Source organism: Pseudomonas sp. G.S.17 (assembly GCF_038096165.1).
In the GTDB taxonomy this organism is placed as follows: Bacteria; Pseudomonadota; Gammaproteobacteria; order Pseudomonadales; family Pseudomonadaceae; genus Aquipseudomonas.
This window is the reverse complement of sequence record NZ_CP151076.1, coordinates 4419782-4437625: the sequence shown is the minus strand read 5'-3', so window position 1 is coordinate 4437625 and position 17844 is coordinate 4419782. Positions and strand designations below refer to the sequence as shown.

At 59.2% G+C, this 17844-nt stretch carries 18 protein-coding genes; 16 read left to right on the top strand and 2 right to left on the bottom strand.

Translation table 11 applies throughout. From position 1 onward, the window contains the following. Positions 1–40: 40 nt before the first annotated feature. Positions 41–3364: a ribonuclease E gene (rne, locus tag AABC73_RS20825; RefSeq protein ID WP_341520766.1), complete on the bottom strand. Its 3324-nt coding sequence runs from the start codon at positions 3362–3364 to the stop codon at positions 41–43. Between the two features lie 722 nt (positions 3365–4086). On the opposite strand from rne, the gene rluC reads away from it, so the two are divergent. From rluC to AABC73_RS20810, 3 genes are read left to right on the top strand one after another with little or no spacing between them, the layout of a single operon-like run. Then, entirely contained in the window at positions 4087–5043 is a 957-nt protein-coding gene (gene rluC, locus AABC73_RS20820; protein WP_065833384.1) for a 23S rRNA pseudouridine(955/2504/2580) synthase RluC, read from the top strand. Then, positions 5033–5731: an HAD-IA family hydrolase gene (locus tag AABC73_RS20815; RefSeq protein WP_341520765.1), complete on the top strand. Its 699-nt coding sequence runs from the start codon at positions 5033–5035 to the stop codon at positions 5729–5731. The genes rluC and AABC73_RS20815 overlap by 11 nt, the downstream gene beginning before the upstream one ends. Before the next feature lie 7 nt (positions 5732–5738). Next, a complete protein-coding gene (locus tag AABC73_RS20810; protein ID WP_341520764.1) occupies positions 5739–6743 on the top strand; it encodes a S49 family peptidase in 1005 nt (334 codons plus the stop codon). 60 nt (positions 6744–6803) lie between these two features. Here the strand turns inward: AABC73_RS20810 and AABC73_RS20805 are convergent, their stop codons facing one another. Further along, complete coding sequence (locus AABC73_RS20805; protein WP_341520763.1) at positions 6804–7382, bottom strand: nucleoside triphosphate pyrophosphatase; 579 nt, start codon at positions 7380–7382, stop codon at positions 6804–6806. A gap of 105 nt (positions 7383–7487) precedes the next feature. Here AABC73_RS20805 and AABC73_RS20800 point away from each other — a divergent pair, with 105 nt between their 5' ends. The 13 genes from AABC73_RS20800 (at position 7488) to AABC73_RS20740 (ending at position 17661) form a co-directional block, all read left to right on the top strand. Beyond that, entirely contained in the window at positions 7488–8015 is a 528-nt protein-coding gene (locus AABC73_RS20800; protein ID WP_020290385.1) for a YceD family protein, read from the top strand. Between the two features lie 13 nt (positions 8016–8028). After that, positions 8029–8211 carry a 50S ribosomal protein L32 gene (gene rpmF, locus AABC73_RS20795; protein WP_002552688.1) on the top strand — a complete coding sequence of 61 codons (183 nt, stop codon included), beginning with the start codon at positions 8029–8031 and terminating at the stop codon, positions 8209–8211. A 4-nt stretch (positions 8212–8215) separates the two neighbouring features. Further along, positions 8216–9223, top strand: coding sequence for a phosphate acyltransferase PlsX (gene plsX, locus AABC73_RS20790; protein WP_341520762.1), 1008 nt, complete (start codon positions 8216–8218; stop codon positions 9221–9223). Between the two features lie 144 nt (positions 9224–9367). Then, positions 9368–10306 (top strand): ACP S-malonyltransferase, encoded by a 939-nt coding sequence (fabD, locus tag AABC73_RS20785; RefSeq protein ID WP_341520761.1) that lies wholly within the window; start codon positions 9368–9370, stop codon positions 10304–10306. 14 nt (positions 10307–10320) lie between these two features. Further along, complete coding sequence (gene fabG, locus AABC73_RS20780) at positions 10321–11064, top strand: 3-oxoacyl-ACP reductase FabG (RefSeq protein WP_020290382.1); 744 nt, start codon at positions 10321–10323, stop codon at positions 11062–11064. Between the two features lie 192 nt (positions 11065–11256). After that, positions 11257–11493 (top strand): acyl carrier protein, encoded by a 237-nt coding sequence (gene acpP / locus AABC73_RS20775; protein WP_341520760.1) that lies wholly within the window; start codon positions 11257–11259, stop codon positions 11491–11493. Between the two features lie 110 nt (positions 11494–11603). Further along, entirely contained in the window at positions 11604–12848 is a 1245-nt protein-coding gene (gene fabF, locus AABC73_RS20770) for a beta-ketoacyl-ACP synthase II (RefSeq protein WP_341520759.1), read from the top strand. Beyond that, complete coding sequence (gene pabC, locus AABC73_RS20765; RefSeq protein WP_341520758.1) at positions 12848–13666, top strand: aminodeoxychorismate lyase; 819 nt, start codon at positions 12848–12850, stop codon at positions 13664–13666. Before fabF ends, pabC begins: the two co-directional genes overlap by 1 nt. After that, the gene (gene mltG / locus AABC73_RS20760; protein WP_341520757.1) at positions 13666–14844 is read left to right on the top strand and encodes an endolytic transglycosylase MltG; all 1179 of its coding nucleotides are present in this window, start codon (positions 13666–13668) and stop codon (positions 14842–14844) included. The genes pabC and mltG overlap by 1 nt, the downstream gene beginning before the upstream one ends. A gap of 19 nt (positions 14845–14863) precedes the next feature. Then, positions 14864–15496, top strand: coding sequence for a dTMP kinase (gene tmk, locus AABC73_RS20755; RefSeq protein ID WP_341520756.1), 633 nt, complete (start codon positions 14864–14866; stop codon positions 15494–15496). Then, positions 15489–16475 carry a DNA polymerase III subunit delta' gene (locus AABC73_RS20750; protein ID WP_341520755.1) on the top strand — a complete coding sequence of 329 codons (987 nt, stop codon included), beginning with the start codon at positions 15489–15491 and terminating at the stop codon, positions 16473–16475. Before tmk ends, AABC73_RS20750 begins: the two co-directional genes overlap by 8 nt. A gap of 31 nt (positions 16476–16506) precedes the next feature. Continuing rightward, a complete protein-coding gene (locus tag AABC73_RS20745) occupies positions 16507–16863 on the top strand; it encodes a PilZ domain-containing protein (protein ID WP_065833398.1) in 357 nt (118 codons plus the stop codon). A gap of 12 nt (positions 16864–16875) precedes the next feature. Beyond that, a complete protein-coding gene (locus tag AABC73_RS20740) occupies positions 16876–17661 on the top strand; it encodes a TatD family hydrolase (protein ID WP_341520754.1) in 786 nt (261 codons plus the stop codon). Positions 17662–17844: the final 183 nt, after the last annotated feature.

Here is a 17844-nt window from a genome sequence, read left to right as displayed (position 1 = left end):
CAGGTGGGGCTTTTTATTCAGCGCGGTTTAAGCGAAGAGCTTAGACAAGCGGTTTAGGCTCGTTGTTTTCTTCCTGCGCTTTCGGGTGTTGCTGTACGACTTCTTCAACCGATTGCAGGTTTTCGTCGACAACCGGTGAAGGTTGAGTCGGCTCGGCTTGCGGTGCAACCGGCGCAGCTTCAGTCACGACTGGAGCGTTGGCGGCAGCTTCTTCAGCTTCTTTCTGCAGACGTTCAGCTTCACGCTTGCGACGACGCACTTCACGCGGGTCGTTTGGCGCGCGGCCAGTGCTGCTCACTGGAGCGGCAGGGGCTGGGGCTTCAACTTCGGCGGTAGCTTCAGCTTCGGCGACAGCCACTGCAGCTTCTGCGGCTGGTGGCGTGGCAACGATTTCCGGAGCTGCGTAAGGTGCAGGCGCTTCGGCAACTACAGGTGCAGGTGTTGGCAGCTCAGCCGATTCAGTGACCGCCGATTCTGAGACGAAAGCCTCTTCACGGGATGGAGCTGCTGCTTCTGCCTGTGGCGCTTGAGCGGTTGGCTCCGGGGTTGGCTTGAACGGTACGACGCGCTCGGCGTGCGGTGCGTCGAACAGTTCGGTCTGGGCGGCCATTGCTGGTGCTTCGACCGGAGCTTCGAACGCAGGCTGTACTTCTACTTCCGGCGCAGGCTCGGCTTTAGGCGCTTGTTCGGCGACTGGAGCTTCGATGGCGGGTGCTTCGATTGCAAAAGCTGCGGTTTCAGCAACTTCGGTTTTCGCAGCTTCGACTTCGGGTGCTTCAAACGCTGGCGTCTGGATCGACGGGGTTTGCACCTCGGTCGATTGGGCGAAAGACGACTCCGACGCTTCGACGGATGCAGTCGCACGTTCTGCCTGACGATTGGCCTGAGCTTCGGCCGGGGCGCTGATTACAGTGCTGGCGACAGCGGCTGTCACTGCCAGCCCTGCGGCGACATCGGCGCTGCTGGCTTGCTCGGCGTCTTCTTCGGCACCTTCAGCGCCTTCGGAACCTTCGATCACATTGCCGTTGGCATCACGTTGACGCTCGCGACGGTTGCTGCGACGACGCTGACCACGTGAGCGACGACGAGGGCGATCGCCTTCGGCGCCGTCCTGATTGTCGTCGGCGATCAGCTCTTCGTTGAGCAACACTTCGTCTTCGCTGACCGCTGCTACGGCCTGTTCGGCACGTGGCTGGCGCTCTTCGCGTGGCTGGCGTGGCTGGCGTTCTTCACGTGGAGCACGTTCAGGGCGCTCTTCGCGGGCCAGGTTGACTGCCGGAGCAGCATCCAGTGGCTCACGCAGTTCGCGGACCGGACGGTCTTCGCGGGACTTGCGGTCTTCACGCGGAGCACGCGGTGCGCGTTCTTCACGTGGCGCGCGGGCCGGACGCTCTTCGCGTGGGGCTGCGGCGGTGGTGGTTTCGTCACGAACTTCACGCGGCTCGCGCGGTGCACGTTCTTCACGTGGCGCACGCTCTTCGCGAGGAGCGCGTTCTGCACGCTCTTCACGCGGGGCGCGTTCTTCGCGGGGCTTGCGCTCTTCGTCACGACGATTGGTGCGACCACGGCTCTGTTGACGACCGTTGCGGCGTTCCTCGTTGCGAGCTGGACGCTCGGCAGCCGGTTTTTCCACGACGACCGGTGCGGCAGGCTCTTCCTTGGCGGCGAACAGGCTCACCAGGGATTTCACCAGGCCCTTGAACAGGCTTGGTTCATGAACAACCGGAGCAGGGGCCGGAGCAGCAGCTTCAACCGGAACCGGTGCGTTGGCACGTGGTGGCGCGGTCTTGACTGCGGCTTCCTGGCGAACCAGGGTGCGGGTCGCAGCGGCAGGCGGCGCGACTTCTTCCACTTCGGCAGCGGCAGCAGCGATTTCGTAGCTGGACTGATTGGTGTGCGCTTCCGGGCTGTCATCACGCAGACGCTGCACTTCGAAGTGTGGCGTTTCGAGATGATCGTTCGGCAGGATAATGATGCGGGCGCGGGTGCGCAGTTCGATCTTGGTGATCGAGTTGCGTTTTTCGTTGAGCAGGAACGCGGCAACCGGGATCGGCACCTGGGCGCGGACTTCGGCAGTACGATCCTTCAGGGCTTCTTCTTCGATCAGGCGCAGAATCGCCAGCGACAGCGATTCAACGTCACGAATGATGCCGGTGCCGTTGCAACGCGGGCAGACGATGCCGCTGCTTTCACCCAGGGAAGGGCGCAGGCGCTGACGGGACATTTCCAGCAGGCCAAAGCGTGAGATGCGGCCAACCTGAACCCGGGCGCGGTCGGCTTCCAGGCTTTCGCGGACTTTTTCTTCCACGGCGCGCTGGTTCTTGGCCGGTGTCATGTCGATGAAGTCGATGACGATCAGGCCGCCGATATCGCGCAGGCGCAATTGACGGGCGATTTCTTCAGCCGCTTCAAGGTTGGTCTGCAGCGCGGTTTCTTCGATATCGCTGCCTTTGGTGGCGCGGGCCGAGTTGATGTCGATGGACACCAGGGCTTCGGTAGGGTCGATAACGATGGAGCCGCCGGAAGGCAGTTCAACGACGCGCTGAAAGGCGGTCTCGATCTGGCTTTCGATCTGGAAGCGGTTGAACAGCGGAACGCTGTCTTCGTATAGCTTGATCTTGCTGGCGTACTGCGGCATCACCTGACGGATGAACGTCAAGGCTTCTTCCTGGGCTTCGACGCTGTCGATCAGCACTTCGCCGATGTCCTGGCGCAGATAGTCGCGGATGGCGCGGATGATCACGTTGCTTTCCTGGTAGATCAGGAAAGGCGCGGAGCGATCCAGGGATGCTTCCTTGATAGCGGTCCAGAGTTGCAGCAGGTAATCGAGGTCCCACTGCATTTCTTCGCTGCTGCGGCCCAGGCCGGCAGTGCGCACGATCAGACCCATGTCGGCTGGAGCGATCAGGCCGTTGAGTGCTTCACGCAGTTCGTTGCGCTCTTCACCTTCGATGCGACGGGAAATACCGCCAGCACGCGGGTTGTTCGGCATCAGGACCAGATAACGACCGGCCAGGCTGATGAAGGTGGTCAAGGCTGCGCCTTTGTTGCCACGTTCTTCTTTCTCTACCTGAACGATGACTTCCTGGCCTTCGCTCAGGACGTCCTTGATGTTGACGCGGCCTTCAGGAGCCTTTTTGAAGTACTCGCGGGAGATTTCCTTGAGGGGCAGAAAGCCATGGCGCTCAGAGCCAAAATCGACAAAGGCAGCCTCCAGGCTTGGTTCGATGCGAGTGATTCGGCCTTTATAGATGTTGGCTTTCTTCTGCTCGCGTGCACCCGACTCGATGTCCAGGTCATAGAGGCGTTGGCCATCTACCAGTGCAACACGCAACTCTTCGGGTTGAGTTGCGTTAATCAGCATTCTTTTCATGTAGTACCGTCGGTTTCCGGGCTGCCGGAAACGGCGTTCGGCACACACGACTTCTCACGGTCGGTGTCAGGGCACGTCAAGAGTGTTTGAACACTCCAGTGTCTAGCGGGGAACCGGCCAAAGGGGCCGGGGTCGCGACGACGTTTCCTGCTTGCTGGGGTGACATAAAGCCACCCTGTCAGCAATAGCTTTGTCAGGAGGAGGAATCGACCATCGGTAGCGGACGAGATGAAGCGTCTTGAATAAGCCTAGTGCTACACAGTCCGATGGTTGTGCGTCTCCACCCTACACGTATCCCTGATAATTCGGGTGCTGCCGCGCGCAGAATCCGCAGCGGGTTGGCATTTACCGCGACCTTCTTCAGGAGGGCCGCGCATCATGGCTTAAGGCGTTGTTTCCGAAGTATTCGCACGAAATGTCTGAAGATGACTGCACTTTGTGAACTGGCCGTGAATTTTGAGCTCTGAAGGCGAGTGATAACTCTGCGATCTGGCTTGTTTCAGGCCTCATGTCACCTGCGCTTGTTACATCTCCAGGCTGTTCGCTGTCACCGAAAGCCCCGTAGGACGGCCTCGCGTCCTCGTGAATTGCGTTGGGCAGGGCCGGTGGTTAGACCGTTTGTCCGCTGTCCAGGCCGCTTTTGGCGGCGTTCGCGACTATAGCAGCAATCATTAAGTGCTTCAAATCCATAAAAAATTGTTATGATTTGCGGCATGACGAACATCACCCCTCCAACCCCCAGCGTCCAGCTGGTAGAGGTTGCGCCGGAATATGCCGGTCAACGTATCGACAATTTTCTTGTCACTTTCCTCAAAGGCGTGCCTAAGACCTTGATCTACCGCATTTTGCGCAAGGGCGAAGTGCGAGTGAACAAGGGTCGAATCAAGCCCGAGTATAAGTTGCAGGCGGGCGACATCATTCGCGTTCCGCCTGTGCGCGTGCCTGAGCGGGATGCACCCGTGCCTGTGGCGCAGGGCCTGTTGCAGCGCCTTGAGGCCGCCATTGTCTTCGAAGACAAGGCGCTGATCGTGCTGAACAAACCCGCCGGTATCGCCGTGCATGGCGGCAGCGGCCTGAACTTCGGTGTGATCGAAGCCTTCCGTCAGATGCGCCCGGACGCCAAGGAGCTGGAGCTGGTGCATCGCCTTGATCGCGACACTTCCGGTCTGCTGATGATCGCCAAGAAACGCAGCATGCTGCGTCACCTGCATGAAGCCTTGCGCGGCGATGGTGTCGACAAGCGTTACATGGCTCTGGTTCGCGGGCATTGGGATACTTCGCAGAAACGGGTCAATGCGCCATTGCTCAAGAGCAATCTGCGTTCCGGCGAGCGCATGGTCGAGGTCAATGACGAAGGCAAGGAAGCGCTGACGATCTTCAAGGTGCTGCGCCGCTTCGGTGACTTCGCCACCATGGTCGAGGCCAAACCAGTGACTGGTCGCACGCACCAGATTCGTGTGCATACCCTGCATGCCGGGCACGCCATCGCCGGCGACACCAAGTACGGCGACGAAGATTTCAGTCGCGAAATTCGTGATCTGGGCGGCAAGCGTCTGTTTCTGCATGCCTATATGTTGACCGTGCCGCTGCCCGATGGTGGCGAGTTGAAGCTACAGGCCCCGGTGGATGACATGTGGGCCAAGACCGTGGAGCGATTGAGTGCGCCCTGATTTCAAGCCGTCAAACTATGAGCTGTTGATTTTCGATTGGGACGGCACCCTGGCTGATTCCATCGGTCGCATTGTCGAAGCAATGCAGGTTGCTGCGACCCTGAGCGACCGTGAGGTGCGTGATGATTTTGCAATCAAGGGCATCATCGGCCTGGGTTTGCCGGAAGCCATTCGTACGCTTTATCCGGACATCAGCGCCCACGATCTGATCGACTTCCGCCAACGCTATGCCGACAGTTATATGGCTCTGGATAACACTGTTCCTTCGCCCTTGTTTGCCGGGGTGCGGGATGTGATCGAAGCCTTTCGCACAGATGGTTATCAGATGGCAGTGGCCACCGGCAAGGCGCGGCGCGGGCTGGATCGGGTGCTCAAGGCGCACGACTGGCTGGATTTCTTCGATATCACCCGCGCTGCGGACGAGACCGCCAGCAAGCCGGACCCGCTGATGCTCAACGAGATTCTCGAGCATTGTGGTGTGGCGCCCGAGCGTGCGCTGATGGTGGGTGATTCGTCTTTTGATCTGTTGATGGCGCGTAACGCCGGCATGGATTCGGTTGCGGTGGGGTATGGCGCTCAGTCGCTGTCCTCGTTGCTTGAGTACGAGCCGCGTCTGGCCATCGACAGTTTTTCCGAACTGCGCACCTGGCTGGGTGCGCCGAGTGCTGAATCTTCGTTGTTGGGGTGATTGAGAAATGTCGGACGAATGGAAAGCTCCAGTCTCCAGAGATGCAGATGAAATCGCAGACAGCAAGGCTGACGCCAAGAGCTGGAAGTTGCTGGAAAAAACACTGCTGGCGAGCGTTCAGGAGCAGCGGCGCTCACGGCGCTGGGGGATCTTCTTCAAATCCCTGACTTTTTTATACCTGATTACTGCGTTGTTCCTGTTCACGCCGCTGATGAGCTTTGACAAGGCCGCGTCGCGCAGCGAGAACCATACTGCACTGATCGAAGTGCAGGGCATGATTGCCGACAACGAGCCGGCGAGTGCCGATAACATTGTCGGCAGCCTGCGTGCGGCCTTCGAGGACAGCAAGACCAAGGGAGTGATCCTGCGGATCAACAGCCCAGGCGGCAGTCCGGTGCAGTCCGGCTATATCGCCGACGAAATACGCCGCCTGCGCGCCGAGAAGCCGGCGATCAAGGTGTATGCCGTCATTACCGACCTGGGCGCTTCGGGTGCCTATTACATCGCCAGTGCCGCCGATCAGATCTATGCCGACAAGGCCAGTCTGGTGGGCTCGATTGGCGTTACGGCGGCGGGCTTCGGTTTCGTCGGCATCATGGACAAGCTGGGCGTCGATCGACGGACCTACACTTCCGGCGAGCACAAGGCCTTTCTTGATCCGTTCCAGCCGCAAAAAGCTGATGAAACGGCGTTCTGGCAGGGCGTTCTGGATACCACGCATCGGCAGTTCATCGCCAGCGTCAAGCTTGGCCGTGGCGACCGTCTCAAGGATAAGGAGCATCCCGAGCTGTTCTCGGGACTGGTCTGGACCGGGGAGCAGGCTTTGCCGTTGGGCCTGATCGATGGATTGGGCAGTGCCAGTTACGTTGCGCGTGACGTGATCGGCGAGAAGGAGATGGTTGACTACACCGTCAAGGAGTCGCCTTTTGATCGGTTCTCGAAGAAGCTGGGTGCCAGCGTTGCTCAGCAGATAGCCATGTGGGCGGGTTTTAACGGGCCGTCGCTGCGCTGATCGTTCTGCTTATATGAAGAAAAGAAACCCGACCATTGGTCGGGTTTCTTGTTTGTGGCCTCAGGGCACGATGATGCCCTCGTTGCCGAGCATGTCTACCAGTCGAATCAGCGGCAAGCCGATCAGGCTGGTGGCGTCGCTGCCTTCGGTGGCGCGGAACAGGCTTACCCCCAACCCTTCGGCCTTGAAGCTGCCAGCGCAGTCGTAGGGCTTCTCCGCGCGCAGGTAACGCTCGATACGAGCCGGGTCCAGGAGGCGCATATGCACGGTGAACGCCACATGGTCGACCTGGCACTCGCCGGTTGCACTGTTCAGCAGTGCCAGACCTGTCAGGAAGCTCACGCTGCGGCCACTTGCAGCAGTCAGCTGTTTCAGGGCGCGCTCGAAGGTGTGGGGTTTGCCGAGGATCCTGCCGTCGAGCACCGCGACCTGATCCGAGCCGATGATCAGGTGGTCGGGATAATCGTTGGCCAAGGCCCTGGCTTTCTCCTCGGCCAGCCTTTGCACCAGCTCGATGGCGCTATCATCGCCGCGATGGCTCTCGTCGATTTCAGGCGAGCTGCAGACGAACGGCAGACGCAATCGGGCCAGCAATTCCCGGCGATAAGGTGAGCTGGAAGCAAGCAACAAGGGCAACATGCGGTTCTCCATCAGGTGAAAAGTGATTCTAATCAGTCTGCTAGTGGATAACAGGCCTGAATTTCCTTTGACATGCCTGGGGGTCGTCCCTAGAATGCTGCGCCTATGTTGAATGACCCGATTCCACCTCACGTTGACCCGCGCAAATTGGCTGATCGTGGCACTACCCTTCAAGGTGAAGTGCTGCTGGCCGATTTGGAGAGACTCTGCGACCCGCTTTCCGATAACCTCGGTACGGTGCAGGCGAAATTCGTTTTTGAGCGTGACGAACGCAGATCTGTGGTAATTCACAGTTCTATCGACGTCGAAGTCAAAATGGTTTGCCAGCGTTGTCTTGAGCTGGTCACCCTGCCGATTCACAGCGAATGCAGTTACGCGGTGATGAAGGAGGGTGCGAATACCCAGTCGTTACCGAAAGGTTATGACGTGCTGGAACTGGGCGAAGATCCATTGGATCTGCTGGCTTTGATCGAGGAAGAGCTTCTGCTCGCCTTGCCCATTGTGCCGGCTCATCATCCGGAAGAATGCCAGCAGCCGGCGGGTCTCGATGAGCCCGAACCGAGCGTGGACGAGGTAACGCGGTCCAACCCGTTCAGTGTATTGGCGCAGTTAAAGCGTGACCCAAACGTTTAGGAGTTAATCAATTATGGCTGTTCAGCAGAACAAAAAATCCCGCTCTGCCCGTGACATGCGTCGTTCCCACGACGCTCTTGAGGCAAGCACTCTGTCGGTAGAAAAGACAACTGGTGAAATTCACCTGCGTCACCACGTTTCGCCGGAAGGTGTTTACCGTGGTCGTAAAGTGATCGACAAGGGCGCTGACGAGTAATTTCTTGTCCGCTCCGATCATCGCGATCGACGCAATGGGCGGGGACTTCGGTCCCCGCAACATTGTTCAGGCAAGCCTCGCGTGCCTGATTGCTACGCCCTCGCTCCATCTGATCCTCGTGGGTCAAGCCTCCCTTATTGAAGCCCTCGTTGCCCGCCAATCCGGTGTGGATCGCTCTCGCCTGCACATTGTCAACGCCACCGAAGTCATCGCTATGGATGAGCGTCCATCCCAGGCGCTGCGCGGCAAGCCTGACTCGTCCATGCGGGTGGCTTTGGGGCTGGTGGCCGGGGGGCAGGCGCAGGCCTGTGTCAGTGCGGGTAATACTGGCGCGCTGATGGCGTTGTCGCGGTTTGTGCTCAAGACCTTGCCGGGCATCGACCGTCCGGCGATGGTTGCGGCGATTCCGACCGAGCGCGGCTATTGTCAGTTGCTGGACCTGGGGGCGAATGTCGATTGCAGCGCCGAGAATCTCTACCAGTTTGCCGTGATGGGTTCGGTTGCCGCCGAAGCGTTGGGTGTTTCTCGCCCCAAAGTGGCGTTGCTTAACGTTGGCACCGAAGACATCAAGGGCAATCAGCAGGTCAAGCTGGCTGCCAGTCTGTTGCAGGCGGCTCCAGGGCTTAATTATTGCGGTTTCATCGAGGGCGACGGTCTGTATCGCGGTGAAGCTGACGTAGTGGTCTGTGATGGTTTTGTCGGCAATATATTGCTCAAGTCCAGCGAGGGTCTGGCTACGATGATTTCGGCGCGGGTGCAGGCGTTGTTTAGTCAGAATCTGCTCACCAAAGCCGTTGGCGTCCTGGCGTTGCCGCTGATGAAGCGCATGCAGGCGGATCTGGCACCGGCCAGGCATAACGGCGCAAGTTTTCTGGGGTTGCAGGGGATTGTCGTGAAAAGCCACGGTTCGGCGGGTGTGCAGGGCTTTCAAAGTGCGATTCAGCGAGCTTTGATCGAGATCCACGAAAATCTTCCGCAACGCTTGCATGGACGTCTTGAAGATTTGCTTTAGTATGCCGTCGGGACGGAATTCCCGAAAATGTGACGCTGCTGACCGAGCAGTCATCCAAACGATCAGTCTTTAACATTCGACTTCTTGCGCGCGGCAAAACGGCCGGGCGTCAATTTCGGCGACAACAATTCAGAGGCTTGTTAAATGTCTGCATCCCTCGCATTCGTCTTTCCGGGTCAAGGTTCACAGTCGCTGGGCATGCTTGCCGAGCTGGCTACGCAATATCCGTTGATCCAGGAAACTTTCGCAGAAGCGTCCCAGGCGCTGGGCTACGACCTTTGGGTCCTGACCCAGCAAGGGCCGGAAACCGAACTTAATCAAACCGACAAAACCCAGCCCGCGATCCTCGCCGCCTCCATCGCGTTGTGGCGTCTCTGGCTGGCTGAAGGCGGCGCTCGACCTGCTTTCGTCGCCGGGCACAGTCTTGGCGAGTACAGTGCGCTGGTTGCCGCTGGCAGTCTGTCGTTGGGCGATGCGGTTAAGCTCGTGGAGCGTCGCGGCCAGTTGATGCAGGAAGCGGTTCCTGCCGGGCAGGGCGCCATGGCGGCGATTCTCGGTCTTGATGACGCTGATGTGTTGGCGGCTTGCGCGGAAGCGGCTCAAGGTGATGTGGTCAGTGCGGTGAATTTCAACTCGCCAGGCCAGGTTGTCATTGCCGGTTCGACCGCTGCGGTGCAGCGCGCCATGGAACTGTGCAAGGCGCGTGGCGCCAAGCGTGCCCTGCCGTTACCGGTGAGCGTACCGTCACATTGCGAATTGATGCGTCCAGCTGCCGAACGCTTTGCCGAGTCGGTCGAGGCGATCGATTGGCAGGCTCCGCAGATTCCGCTGGTGCAGAATGTCAGCGCTGCCGTTGTGTCCGACCTCGATACGCTGAAATCCGATCTGTTGCAGCAGCTCTACAAGCCGGTCCGTTGGGTCGAATCGATCCAGGCGCTGGCCGCCAATGGCGCTGTCGAGCTGGTCGAATGCGGGCCGGGTAAAGTGCTGGCTGGCCTCAATAAACGTTGCGCCGACGGCGTGACGACTCACAACCTCAACACCCCAGACGCCTTTGTCGCCGCTCGCGCGGCGCTGGCCTGATAAGGAGAGCTTGCATGAGCCTGCAAGGTAAAGTTGCACTGGTTACCGGTGCCAGTCGTGGAATTGGTCAAGCCATTGCCCTGGAATTGGGGCGCAATGGTGCTGTGGTCGTAGGTACCGCGACTTCCGAGAGCGGTGCCGAGCGCATCAGCGCAACATTCAAGGAGCAGGGCATCGAAGGCTTCGGTCTGATGCTCAATGTCACCGATTCCGAGTCCGTGAGCGCCACTCTGGCGTTGATCCAGGAACGTGTTGGCGCGCCGTTGATCCTCGTCAATAACGCCGGCATCACCCGTGACAACCTGATGATGCGGATGAAAGATGACGAATGGCATGATGTCGTCGATACCAATCTGAACAGTCTGTTCCGCTTGTCCAAGGGCGTTTTGCGGGGCATGACCAAGGCGCGCTGGGGGCGAATTATCAGTATTGGTTCCGTTGTGGGTGCCATGGGCAACGCAGGCCAAGTAAACTATGCGGCCGCGAAGGCCGGTCTGGAAGGTTTCAGCCGGGCCTTGGCTCGTGAAGTGGGTTCGCGCGCGGTCACGGTAAACTCGGTTGCACCGGGTTTTATCGATACCGATATGACGCGCGAGCTACCGGAAGCTCAGCGTGAGTCGCTGATTTCCCAGATTCCACTGGGTCGTCTGGGGCAAGCTGAAGAGATCGCGCACGTGGTCGCTTTTCTTGCTTCGGAAGGTGCAGGCTACGTTACCGGGGCTACAATCCCCGTGAACGGCGGCATGTACATGAGTTGAAAGTAACGGGTTGCGGTAAAAAAATGTCATACGTAGCGTCCAAAATCCGTTATAAAGCTGCAATCTATTAATGGGCGTCAGGTCGGTGAGGTCAGCGGGGTTAGCATTGAGCTTGAAATGCGCAAAACCTCTTCTATACACTTACCCACCGGCCAGCCGCCTGAATTTGTCCACTAGGAGTTAAAACTAGGTATGAGCACCATCGAAGAGCGCGTCAAGAAAATCGTTGTCGAGCAACTTGGCGTCAAGGAGGAGGAAGTTACCACCACTGCTTCCTTCGTTGAAGACCTGGGTGCTGACTCCCTTGATACCGTTGAGCTGGTGATGGCTCTGGAAGAGGAATTCGAGACTGAAATCCCTGACGAAGAAGCTGAGAAAATCACTACTGTTCAAGCTGCTATCGATTACGTTACTGCCCACCAGGCGTAACACGCTGTAATCGTCGTTGCTGTCATGGGAAAACCGCACTGCCTGCCGGCGTGCGGTTTTTTCTTTAAAAACGATGCCCTGTATCGTCAATAAGAGAAAAGGAGAGTCCTGTGTCGCGTAGACGCGTCGTGGTCACCGGTATGGGTATGCTGTCGCCATTGGGCACGGATGTGCCGAGCAGCTGGCAAGGCATTCTGGCTGGCCGCAGTGGCATTGGCCTTATCGAGCACACGGACCTTTCGGCTTACACGACCCGCTTTGGCGGTTCGATCAAAGGATTCAACGTTGAAGAGTACCTGGCGCCCAAAGAGGCTCGCCGGCTGGATCTCTTCATTCAATATGGTCTGGCGGCCAGTTTTCAGGCTGTGCGCAATTCCGGCCTTGAAGTCACCGACGCCAACCGTGATCGCATTGGCGTGGCCATGGGTTCCGGTATCGGCGGCCTGACCAATATCGAAAACAACAGCCGTTCGCTGCATGAGCAAGGGCCTGGACGGATTTCCCCGTTCTTTGTGCCGGGCTCGATCATCAACATGATTTCCGGGTTCCTGTCGATCCATTTGGGTGCGCAGGGGCCTAACTATGCAATTGCGACGGCCTGTACGACCGGCACGCATTGCATCGGCATGGCTGCACGCAACATCGCTTATGGCGAAGCCGACGTGATGATTGCCGGCGGCGCCGAAATGGCGGCCTGCGGTCTCGGTATGGGCGGCTTCGGTGCATCCCGTGCGCTGTCGACCCGCAATGACGATCCGACGCGTGCCAGCCGTCCGTGGGACAAGGGCCGCGACGGCTTTGTCCTGTCCGACGGTTCCGGAGCGTTGGTGCTTGAAGAGCTGGAACACGCCAAGGCGCGCGGTGCGACGATCTATGCCGAGCTGATCGGCTTCGGCATGAGCGGCGACGCATACCACATGACTTCGCCACCGGATGACGGCGCAGGTGCTGCGCGTTGCATCGTCAATGCGCTGCGCGATGCCAGGGTCAATGCCGATGACGTGCAGTACATCAACGCTCACGGTACCTCGACGCTGGCCGGCGACCTGGCTGAAGCGCGGGCGATCAAGTCGGTGTTCGGCGATCACGCCTACAAACTGGCGGTCAGTTCCACCAAGTCCATGACCGGTCACTTGCTGGGTGCGGCGGGCGCCGTGGAAGCAATTTTCAGTATTCTGGCGATCAACGGTCAAGTCGCACCGCCGACTATCAACCTTGATGAGCCGGGCGAAGGCTGCGATCTGAATTTTGTGCCCCATGAAGCGCAAAACATGCCGATCAACGTGGTGCTGTCCAACTCGTTCGGGTTTGGCGGGACCAACGGCTCACTGGTGTTCCGCCGGTTCAGCGAGTGATGCTCAGCTGGATCGATGGCTGTCCCGCCGATCTGCTGTCCGTCAAGGACCGAGGCCTGGCGTATGGCGATGGGCTGTTTGAGACCATCGCCGTCAAGCACGGACGGCCATCGCTTCTGGAGCTCCACCTGCAACGTCTTGAAGGCGGTTGTACTCGTCTGGGTATCGCCGCCGACCTGCATTTGATTCGTCACGAGCTGCTGGCGTTTGCCACAGAGCTTGGCGACGGCGTGATGAAGTTGATTGTCACCCGAGGCGACAGCCAGCGCGGTTATGCTCCCGCCCCGAATTCTCAGCCTCGACGAATCCTGCAAGGCGGTCCGCCGCCATTGTACCCGAGCGCTCATGCAGAGCAGGGCGTGCGCCTCTTTGCTTGTCAGACTCGTCTGGCCGAACAGCCGCTGCTGGCCGGGCTCAAGCATCTGAACCGGTTGGAGCAGGTGCTTGCCCGCTCGGAATGGCAGGACAACGACCACGCCGAGGGGCTGATGCTCGATACGTCCGGGCGCATCATCGAAGGTGTGTACAGCAATCTGTTCCTGGTCAGTGGCGGGGTTCTGCTCACTGCCGATCTGGCGCGCTGCGGCGTCGCCGGGGTGATGCGTGCGCAATTGCTGGAGCAGGCGCCCACGCTGGGGATTCAGGTTGAAGTCCGCGATCTGCAAATGTCTGACTTGCAGCAGGCTGACGAAGTATTTCTCTGTAACAGTGTCTATGGCGTGTGGCCCGTTCGTGGCTTCATGCAGCTGAGCTGGCCGGTTGGGCCGCTCACCCGTAAACTGCAGCGCACCGTTCTCGCGCTTCTGGATATCGCTTAGTGATTCGAAAATTATTGGTCTTGCTGGAAACAGGCGTAGTGCTGGCAGGCCTGGCGCTGGGCGTTGCATTTTGGCAGCAGAACGAAGCGCTGCATCAGCCTTTGAAGGTGACACAGGAGCAGTTGCTGGATGTTCCGGCAGGCTCCACGCCAACGGGCGTACTCAATCGTCTGGAAGCCGACGGCGTGGTCAAGGATGCGTTCTGGCTGCGGCTTTACTGGCGCTTCAATCTTTCCGAGCAGTCGCTGCACACTGGCGAATACCGCCTGACGCCCGGTATGGACGCTCAGTCGTTGCTGAACTTGTGGCAGCGTGGCGAAGTGGTTCAGTACAGCCTGACCCTGGTCGAGGGCTGGAATTTCCGTCAGGTGCGTGTCGCCTTGGCGAAGCAGCCCAAGCTTGAGCAGACCCTGACAGGCTTGAGCGACAACGAGCTGATGGCCAAACTGGGTCATCCCGATGTCTATCCCGAAGGCCGCTTCTTTCCTGACACCTACCGCTATGTGCGGGGCATGACCGACGTCGAGCTGCTCAAACAGGCTTACAACCGTCTGGATGAAGTGCTGGATGAAGAATGGGCCAAGCGGGCTGCGGATGTTCCCTACGTCGACCCGTATCAGGCATTGATCATGGCGTCGCTGGTGGAAAAAGAGACCGGGGTTCCCCAGGAGCGCGGGCAGATTGCCGGGGTGTTTGTCAGACGCTTGCGTCTGGGCATGTTGTTGCAGACCGATCCGACGGTTATCTACGGCCTCGGCGAGCGTTACAACGGCAAGTTGACCCGCGCGCACCTCAAGGAAGCGACGCCGTATAACACTTACGTCATCGCCGGCCTGCCACCGACGCCGATTTCCCTGGTGGGGCGTGAAGCTATTCATGCCGCACTGAATCCGGTTTCAGGCAGCAGCTTGTATTTCGTCGCACGCGGCGATGGCAGTCACGTGTTCTCGGCGGATCTGGATGCGCATAACGCGGCCGTTCGTGAGTACCAGCTCAAGCGACGTGCTGATTATCGCTCCAGTCCGGCGCCTGCTGCTCCGTCTGTTGTTCCAGTCATACCGGCGGAAACGAATCCGGTGGCGCCCGTTCCGGATGCGGCGACGGCGCCCGAAATCACGCCCGTCCCGGAGACAGCTCCAGAGCCAGATGCCAACCAGAGCGAGCCAAGCCCGAAATGAAGATGAACGAGGACTGCCTGTGACTGGCCTGTTTATTACCCTAGAAGGTCCGGAAGGCGCGGGGAAAAGCACCAACCGCGAATACCTGGCCGCCAGACTGCGCGCCGAAGGAATCGAGGTGTTGCTCACTCGCGAACCCGGTGGCACGCCGTTGGCCGAACGTATTCGTGAGCTGCTGCTGGCCCCTAGCGATGAGTCCATGCATGCCGATACCGAGTTGTTGCTGGTATTTGCCGCACGCGCACAGCATCTGGCGCAAGTGATTCGCCCGGCGCTGGCCCGTGGCGAGATCGTTTTGTGTGATCGTTTTACCGATGCGACCTACGCCTATCAGGGCGGCGGCCGTGGCCTGAGCCATGAGAGGATTGCCGCGCTGGAAAACTTTGTCCAGGGTGATTTGCGCCCGGACCTGACCCTGATCTTCGATTTGCCGGTTGAAGTCGGACTGGCCCGCGCCTCTGCGCGTGGCCGGCTGGATCGGTTCGAGCAGGAAGGGCGGACCTTCTTCGATGCCGTGCGCAGTACTTATCTGAACCGCGCCAGCGCCGAGCCTGCACGATATCGTCTGGTTGATGCGGCGTTGTCACTGCCGCAAGTCCAGCACGCCCTCGATGCGTTGGTCCCGGAAATGCTGGAGCGTTACCGTGGCTGAGTCCTACCCCTGGCAGGAAGCGCTCTGGCAGCAAATGGCCGGGCGTCCTCAACATGCGCACGCTTACCTGCTGCACGGCCCGGCCGGAATCGGCAAGCGGGCCTTGGCCGAACGGCTGATGGCCAGTTTGCTGTGCCAGCGTCCGGAAGGGCTTGATGCCTGCGGAACCTGTAAATCCTGCATGCTGCTGGTTGCCGGCAGCCATCCGGATAACTACGTGCTGGAGCCGGAAGAGGCCGACAAGGCGATCAAGGTCGATCAAGTGCGCGATCTGGTCAGCTTCGTGGTGCAAACCGCGCAGATGGGCGGGCGCAAAGTGGTGTTGATCGAGCCGGTGGAGTCGATGAATATCAACGCCGCCAACGCCCTGCTGAAAAGTCTTGAAGAGCCTTCGGGCAACACCGTGCTGTTGTTGGTGAGTCATCAACCCAGCCGCTTGTTGCCGACGGTCAGAAGCCGTTGTGTGCAGCAGGCCTGCCCGTTGCCGAGCCAAGCCATGAGTCTGGCGTGGCTGGCCGACGCGCTGCCGGACTGCACGCAGGACGAGCGTAACGAATTGCTGGTCCTCGCCGCAGGTTCGCCATTGGCGGCGGTCAGTCTCCAGGCGCAAGGCGTTCGCGAGCAGCGCGCGCAGGTGGTCGACGGGGTGAAAAAGCTGCTCAAACAGCAGCAATCGCCGACGCAGCTGGCTGAAGGCTGGAAAGATATTCCGTTGTTGCTGCTGTTCGACTGGTTCTGCGACTGGTCGCATCTGATCCTGCGCTATCAGCTCACCGAGGACGAAGAAGGCCTCGGTTTGGCGGATATGCGTAAAGTGCTGCAGTACATGGCGCAGAAATCAAATCAGGGTAAGGTTCTCGATATTCAGGACTGGATCCTGGCGCAGCGCCAGAAGGTCATGTCCAAGGCCAATCTCAACCGCGTGCTGCTGCTCGAAGCTTTATTGGTACAGTGGGCTGGATTGCCGCTGCAACGTTAGGCTGTATTCGTTGGAATCCTGAGGAGTTGTGATGAGCTTGCCGCTGAATTCCGGTCCCCGTAACGGTATTTTGTCCCTGACCATCAAGGACAAGTCCGTGCTTTACGCCGCTTACATGCCGTTCATCAGGAATGGCGGGTTGTTCATTCCGACCAGCAAAAGCTACAAGCTGGGCGATGAAGTGTTCATGCTGCTCAATCTGATGGACGAGCCGGAGAAGGTGCCGGTCGCCGGCAAAGTCACCTGGATTACCCCCAAGGGCGCGCAGGGCAATCGGGCCGCTGGCGTCGGCGTGCAATTCAATGACGGCGACAATACCGCCCGCAACATGATCGAAACCTATCTGGCCGGTGCTTTGAAGTCCGACCGCCCAACTCACACGATGTAGATAACCATTGCCATGCTTGTAGATTCCCATTGCCACCTTGACCGCCTCGATCTCGCTGAACATTCGGGTTCGCTCGATGCCGCCCTTGAAGCTGCGCGAGGCAGAGGTGTTGGGCATTTTCTCTGTATCGGCGTCAGCGCTGACAATGCCGGCGCGGTCAAAGCCCTGGCTGAGCGCTATGACGACGTGGATTGCTCGGTCGGCATTCATCCGCTGGACCTGAAGCCAGGCGAAGCGCCTGCGCTGGAATGGTTGTTGGACGAGTTGAACCACCCGCGTGTGGTCGCCATTGGCGAAACCGGTCTGGATTACCACTACGAGCCTGAAGCCGCCGAACTGCAACAGGCGTCATTTCGTCTGCATCTGCAAGCCGCCGACGTCACCGGCAAGCCGGTCATCGTGCATACCCGTGGCGCGCGTGCCGATACGCTGAACCTGTTGCGCGAGGCTGCCTTGCCCCAAGGTGGCGTGCTGCATTGTTTTACCGAGGATTGGGACATGGCCAAGGCGGCCCTGGACCTGGGTTTTTACATTTCCCTGTCCGGCATTGTCACGTTCCGCAATGCCGATGCGTTGCGTGACGTGGCGCGCCAGGTTCCGGCAGATCGCCTGCTGGTTGAAACGGATTCACCTTATCTGGCGCCGATTCCTTATCGGGGCAAACCAAACCTGCCCCAGTACGTCCGCGAAGTCGCTGAGTTTCTGGCAATGCTGCGTGGCGAGTCCTACGAGCGCTTTGCCGAAATGACCACCGACAACTTCGCGCGCCTGTTCCCTCTGGCTCACCTAAAGCGCTAGACATCGGATGTTTGCTTACCGAATCCCGGGCAAAAAAAACCCGGGTTCTGGGGGGGTGAATCCGGGTTAAGACCATTAGGAGTAAAACAAAGGTGCGCTATCCGTCGGCACCTTTACTGGCGTGTCATTTGGGGGATATGCAACGCCAACGCCTTAAGTATTGGTCATGATTGCGAGGCGTCC

Bases quoted from the DNA above. Each gene is read 5' to 3' on its own strand.
- pabC (WP_341520758.1), top strand. From the start codon at position 12,848: ATGCTCAGCTGGATCGATGGCTGTCCCGCCGATCTGCTGTCCGTCAAG.
- fabD (WP_341520761.1), top strand. From the start codon at position 9,368: ATGTCTGCATCCCTCGCATTCGTCTTTCCGGGTCAAGGTTCACAGTCG.
- AABC73_RS20745 (WP_065833398.1), top strand. From the start codon at position 16,507: ATGAGCTTGCCGCTGAATTCCGGTCCCCGTAACGGTATTTTGTCCCTG.
- AABC73_RS20810 (WP_341520764.1), top strand. From the start codon at position 5,739: ATGTCGGACGAATGGAAAGCTCCAGTCTCCAGAGATGCAGATGAAATC.
- AABC73_RS20800 (WP_020290385.1), top strand. From the start codon at position 7,488: ATGTTGAATGACCCGATTCCACCTCACGTTGACCCGCGCAAATTGGCT.
- rne (WP_341520766.1), bottom strand. From the start codon at position 3,364: ATGCTGATTAACGCAACTCAACCCGAAGAGTTGCGTGTTGCACTGGTA.
- rluC (WP_065833384.1), top strand. From the start codon at position 4,087: ATGACGAACATCACCCCTCCAACCCCCAGCGTCCAGCTGGTAGAGGTT.
- acpP (WP_341520760.1), top strand. From the start codon at position 11,257: ATGAGCACCATCGAAGAGCGCGTCAAGAAAATCGTTGTCGAGCAACTT.
- AABC73_RS20805 (WP_341520763.1), bottom strand. From the start codon at position 7,382: ATGTTGCCCTTGTTGCTTGCTTCCAGCTCACCTTATCGCCGGGAATTG.
- rpmF (WP_002552688.1), top strand. From the start codon at position 8,029: ATGGCTGTTCAGCAGAACAAAAAATCCCGCTCTGCCCGTGACATGCGT.
- fabG (WP_020290382.1), top strand. From the start codon at position 10,321: ATGAGCCTGCAAGGTAAAGTTGCACTGGTTACCGGTGCCAGTCGTGGA.
- AABC73_RS20740 (WP_341520754.1), top strand. From the start codon at position 16,876: ATGCTTGTAGATTCCCATTGCCACCTTGACCGCCTCGATCTCGCTGAA.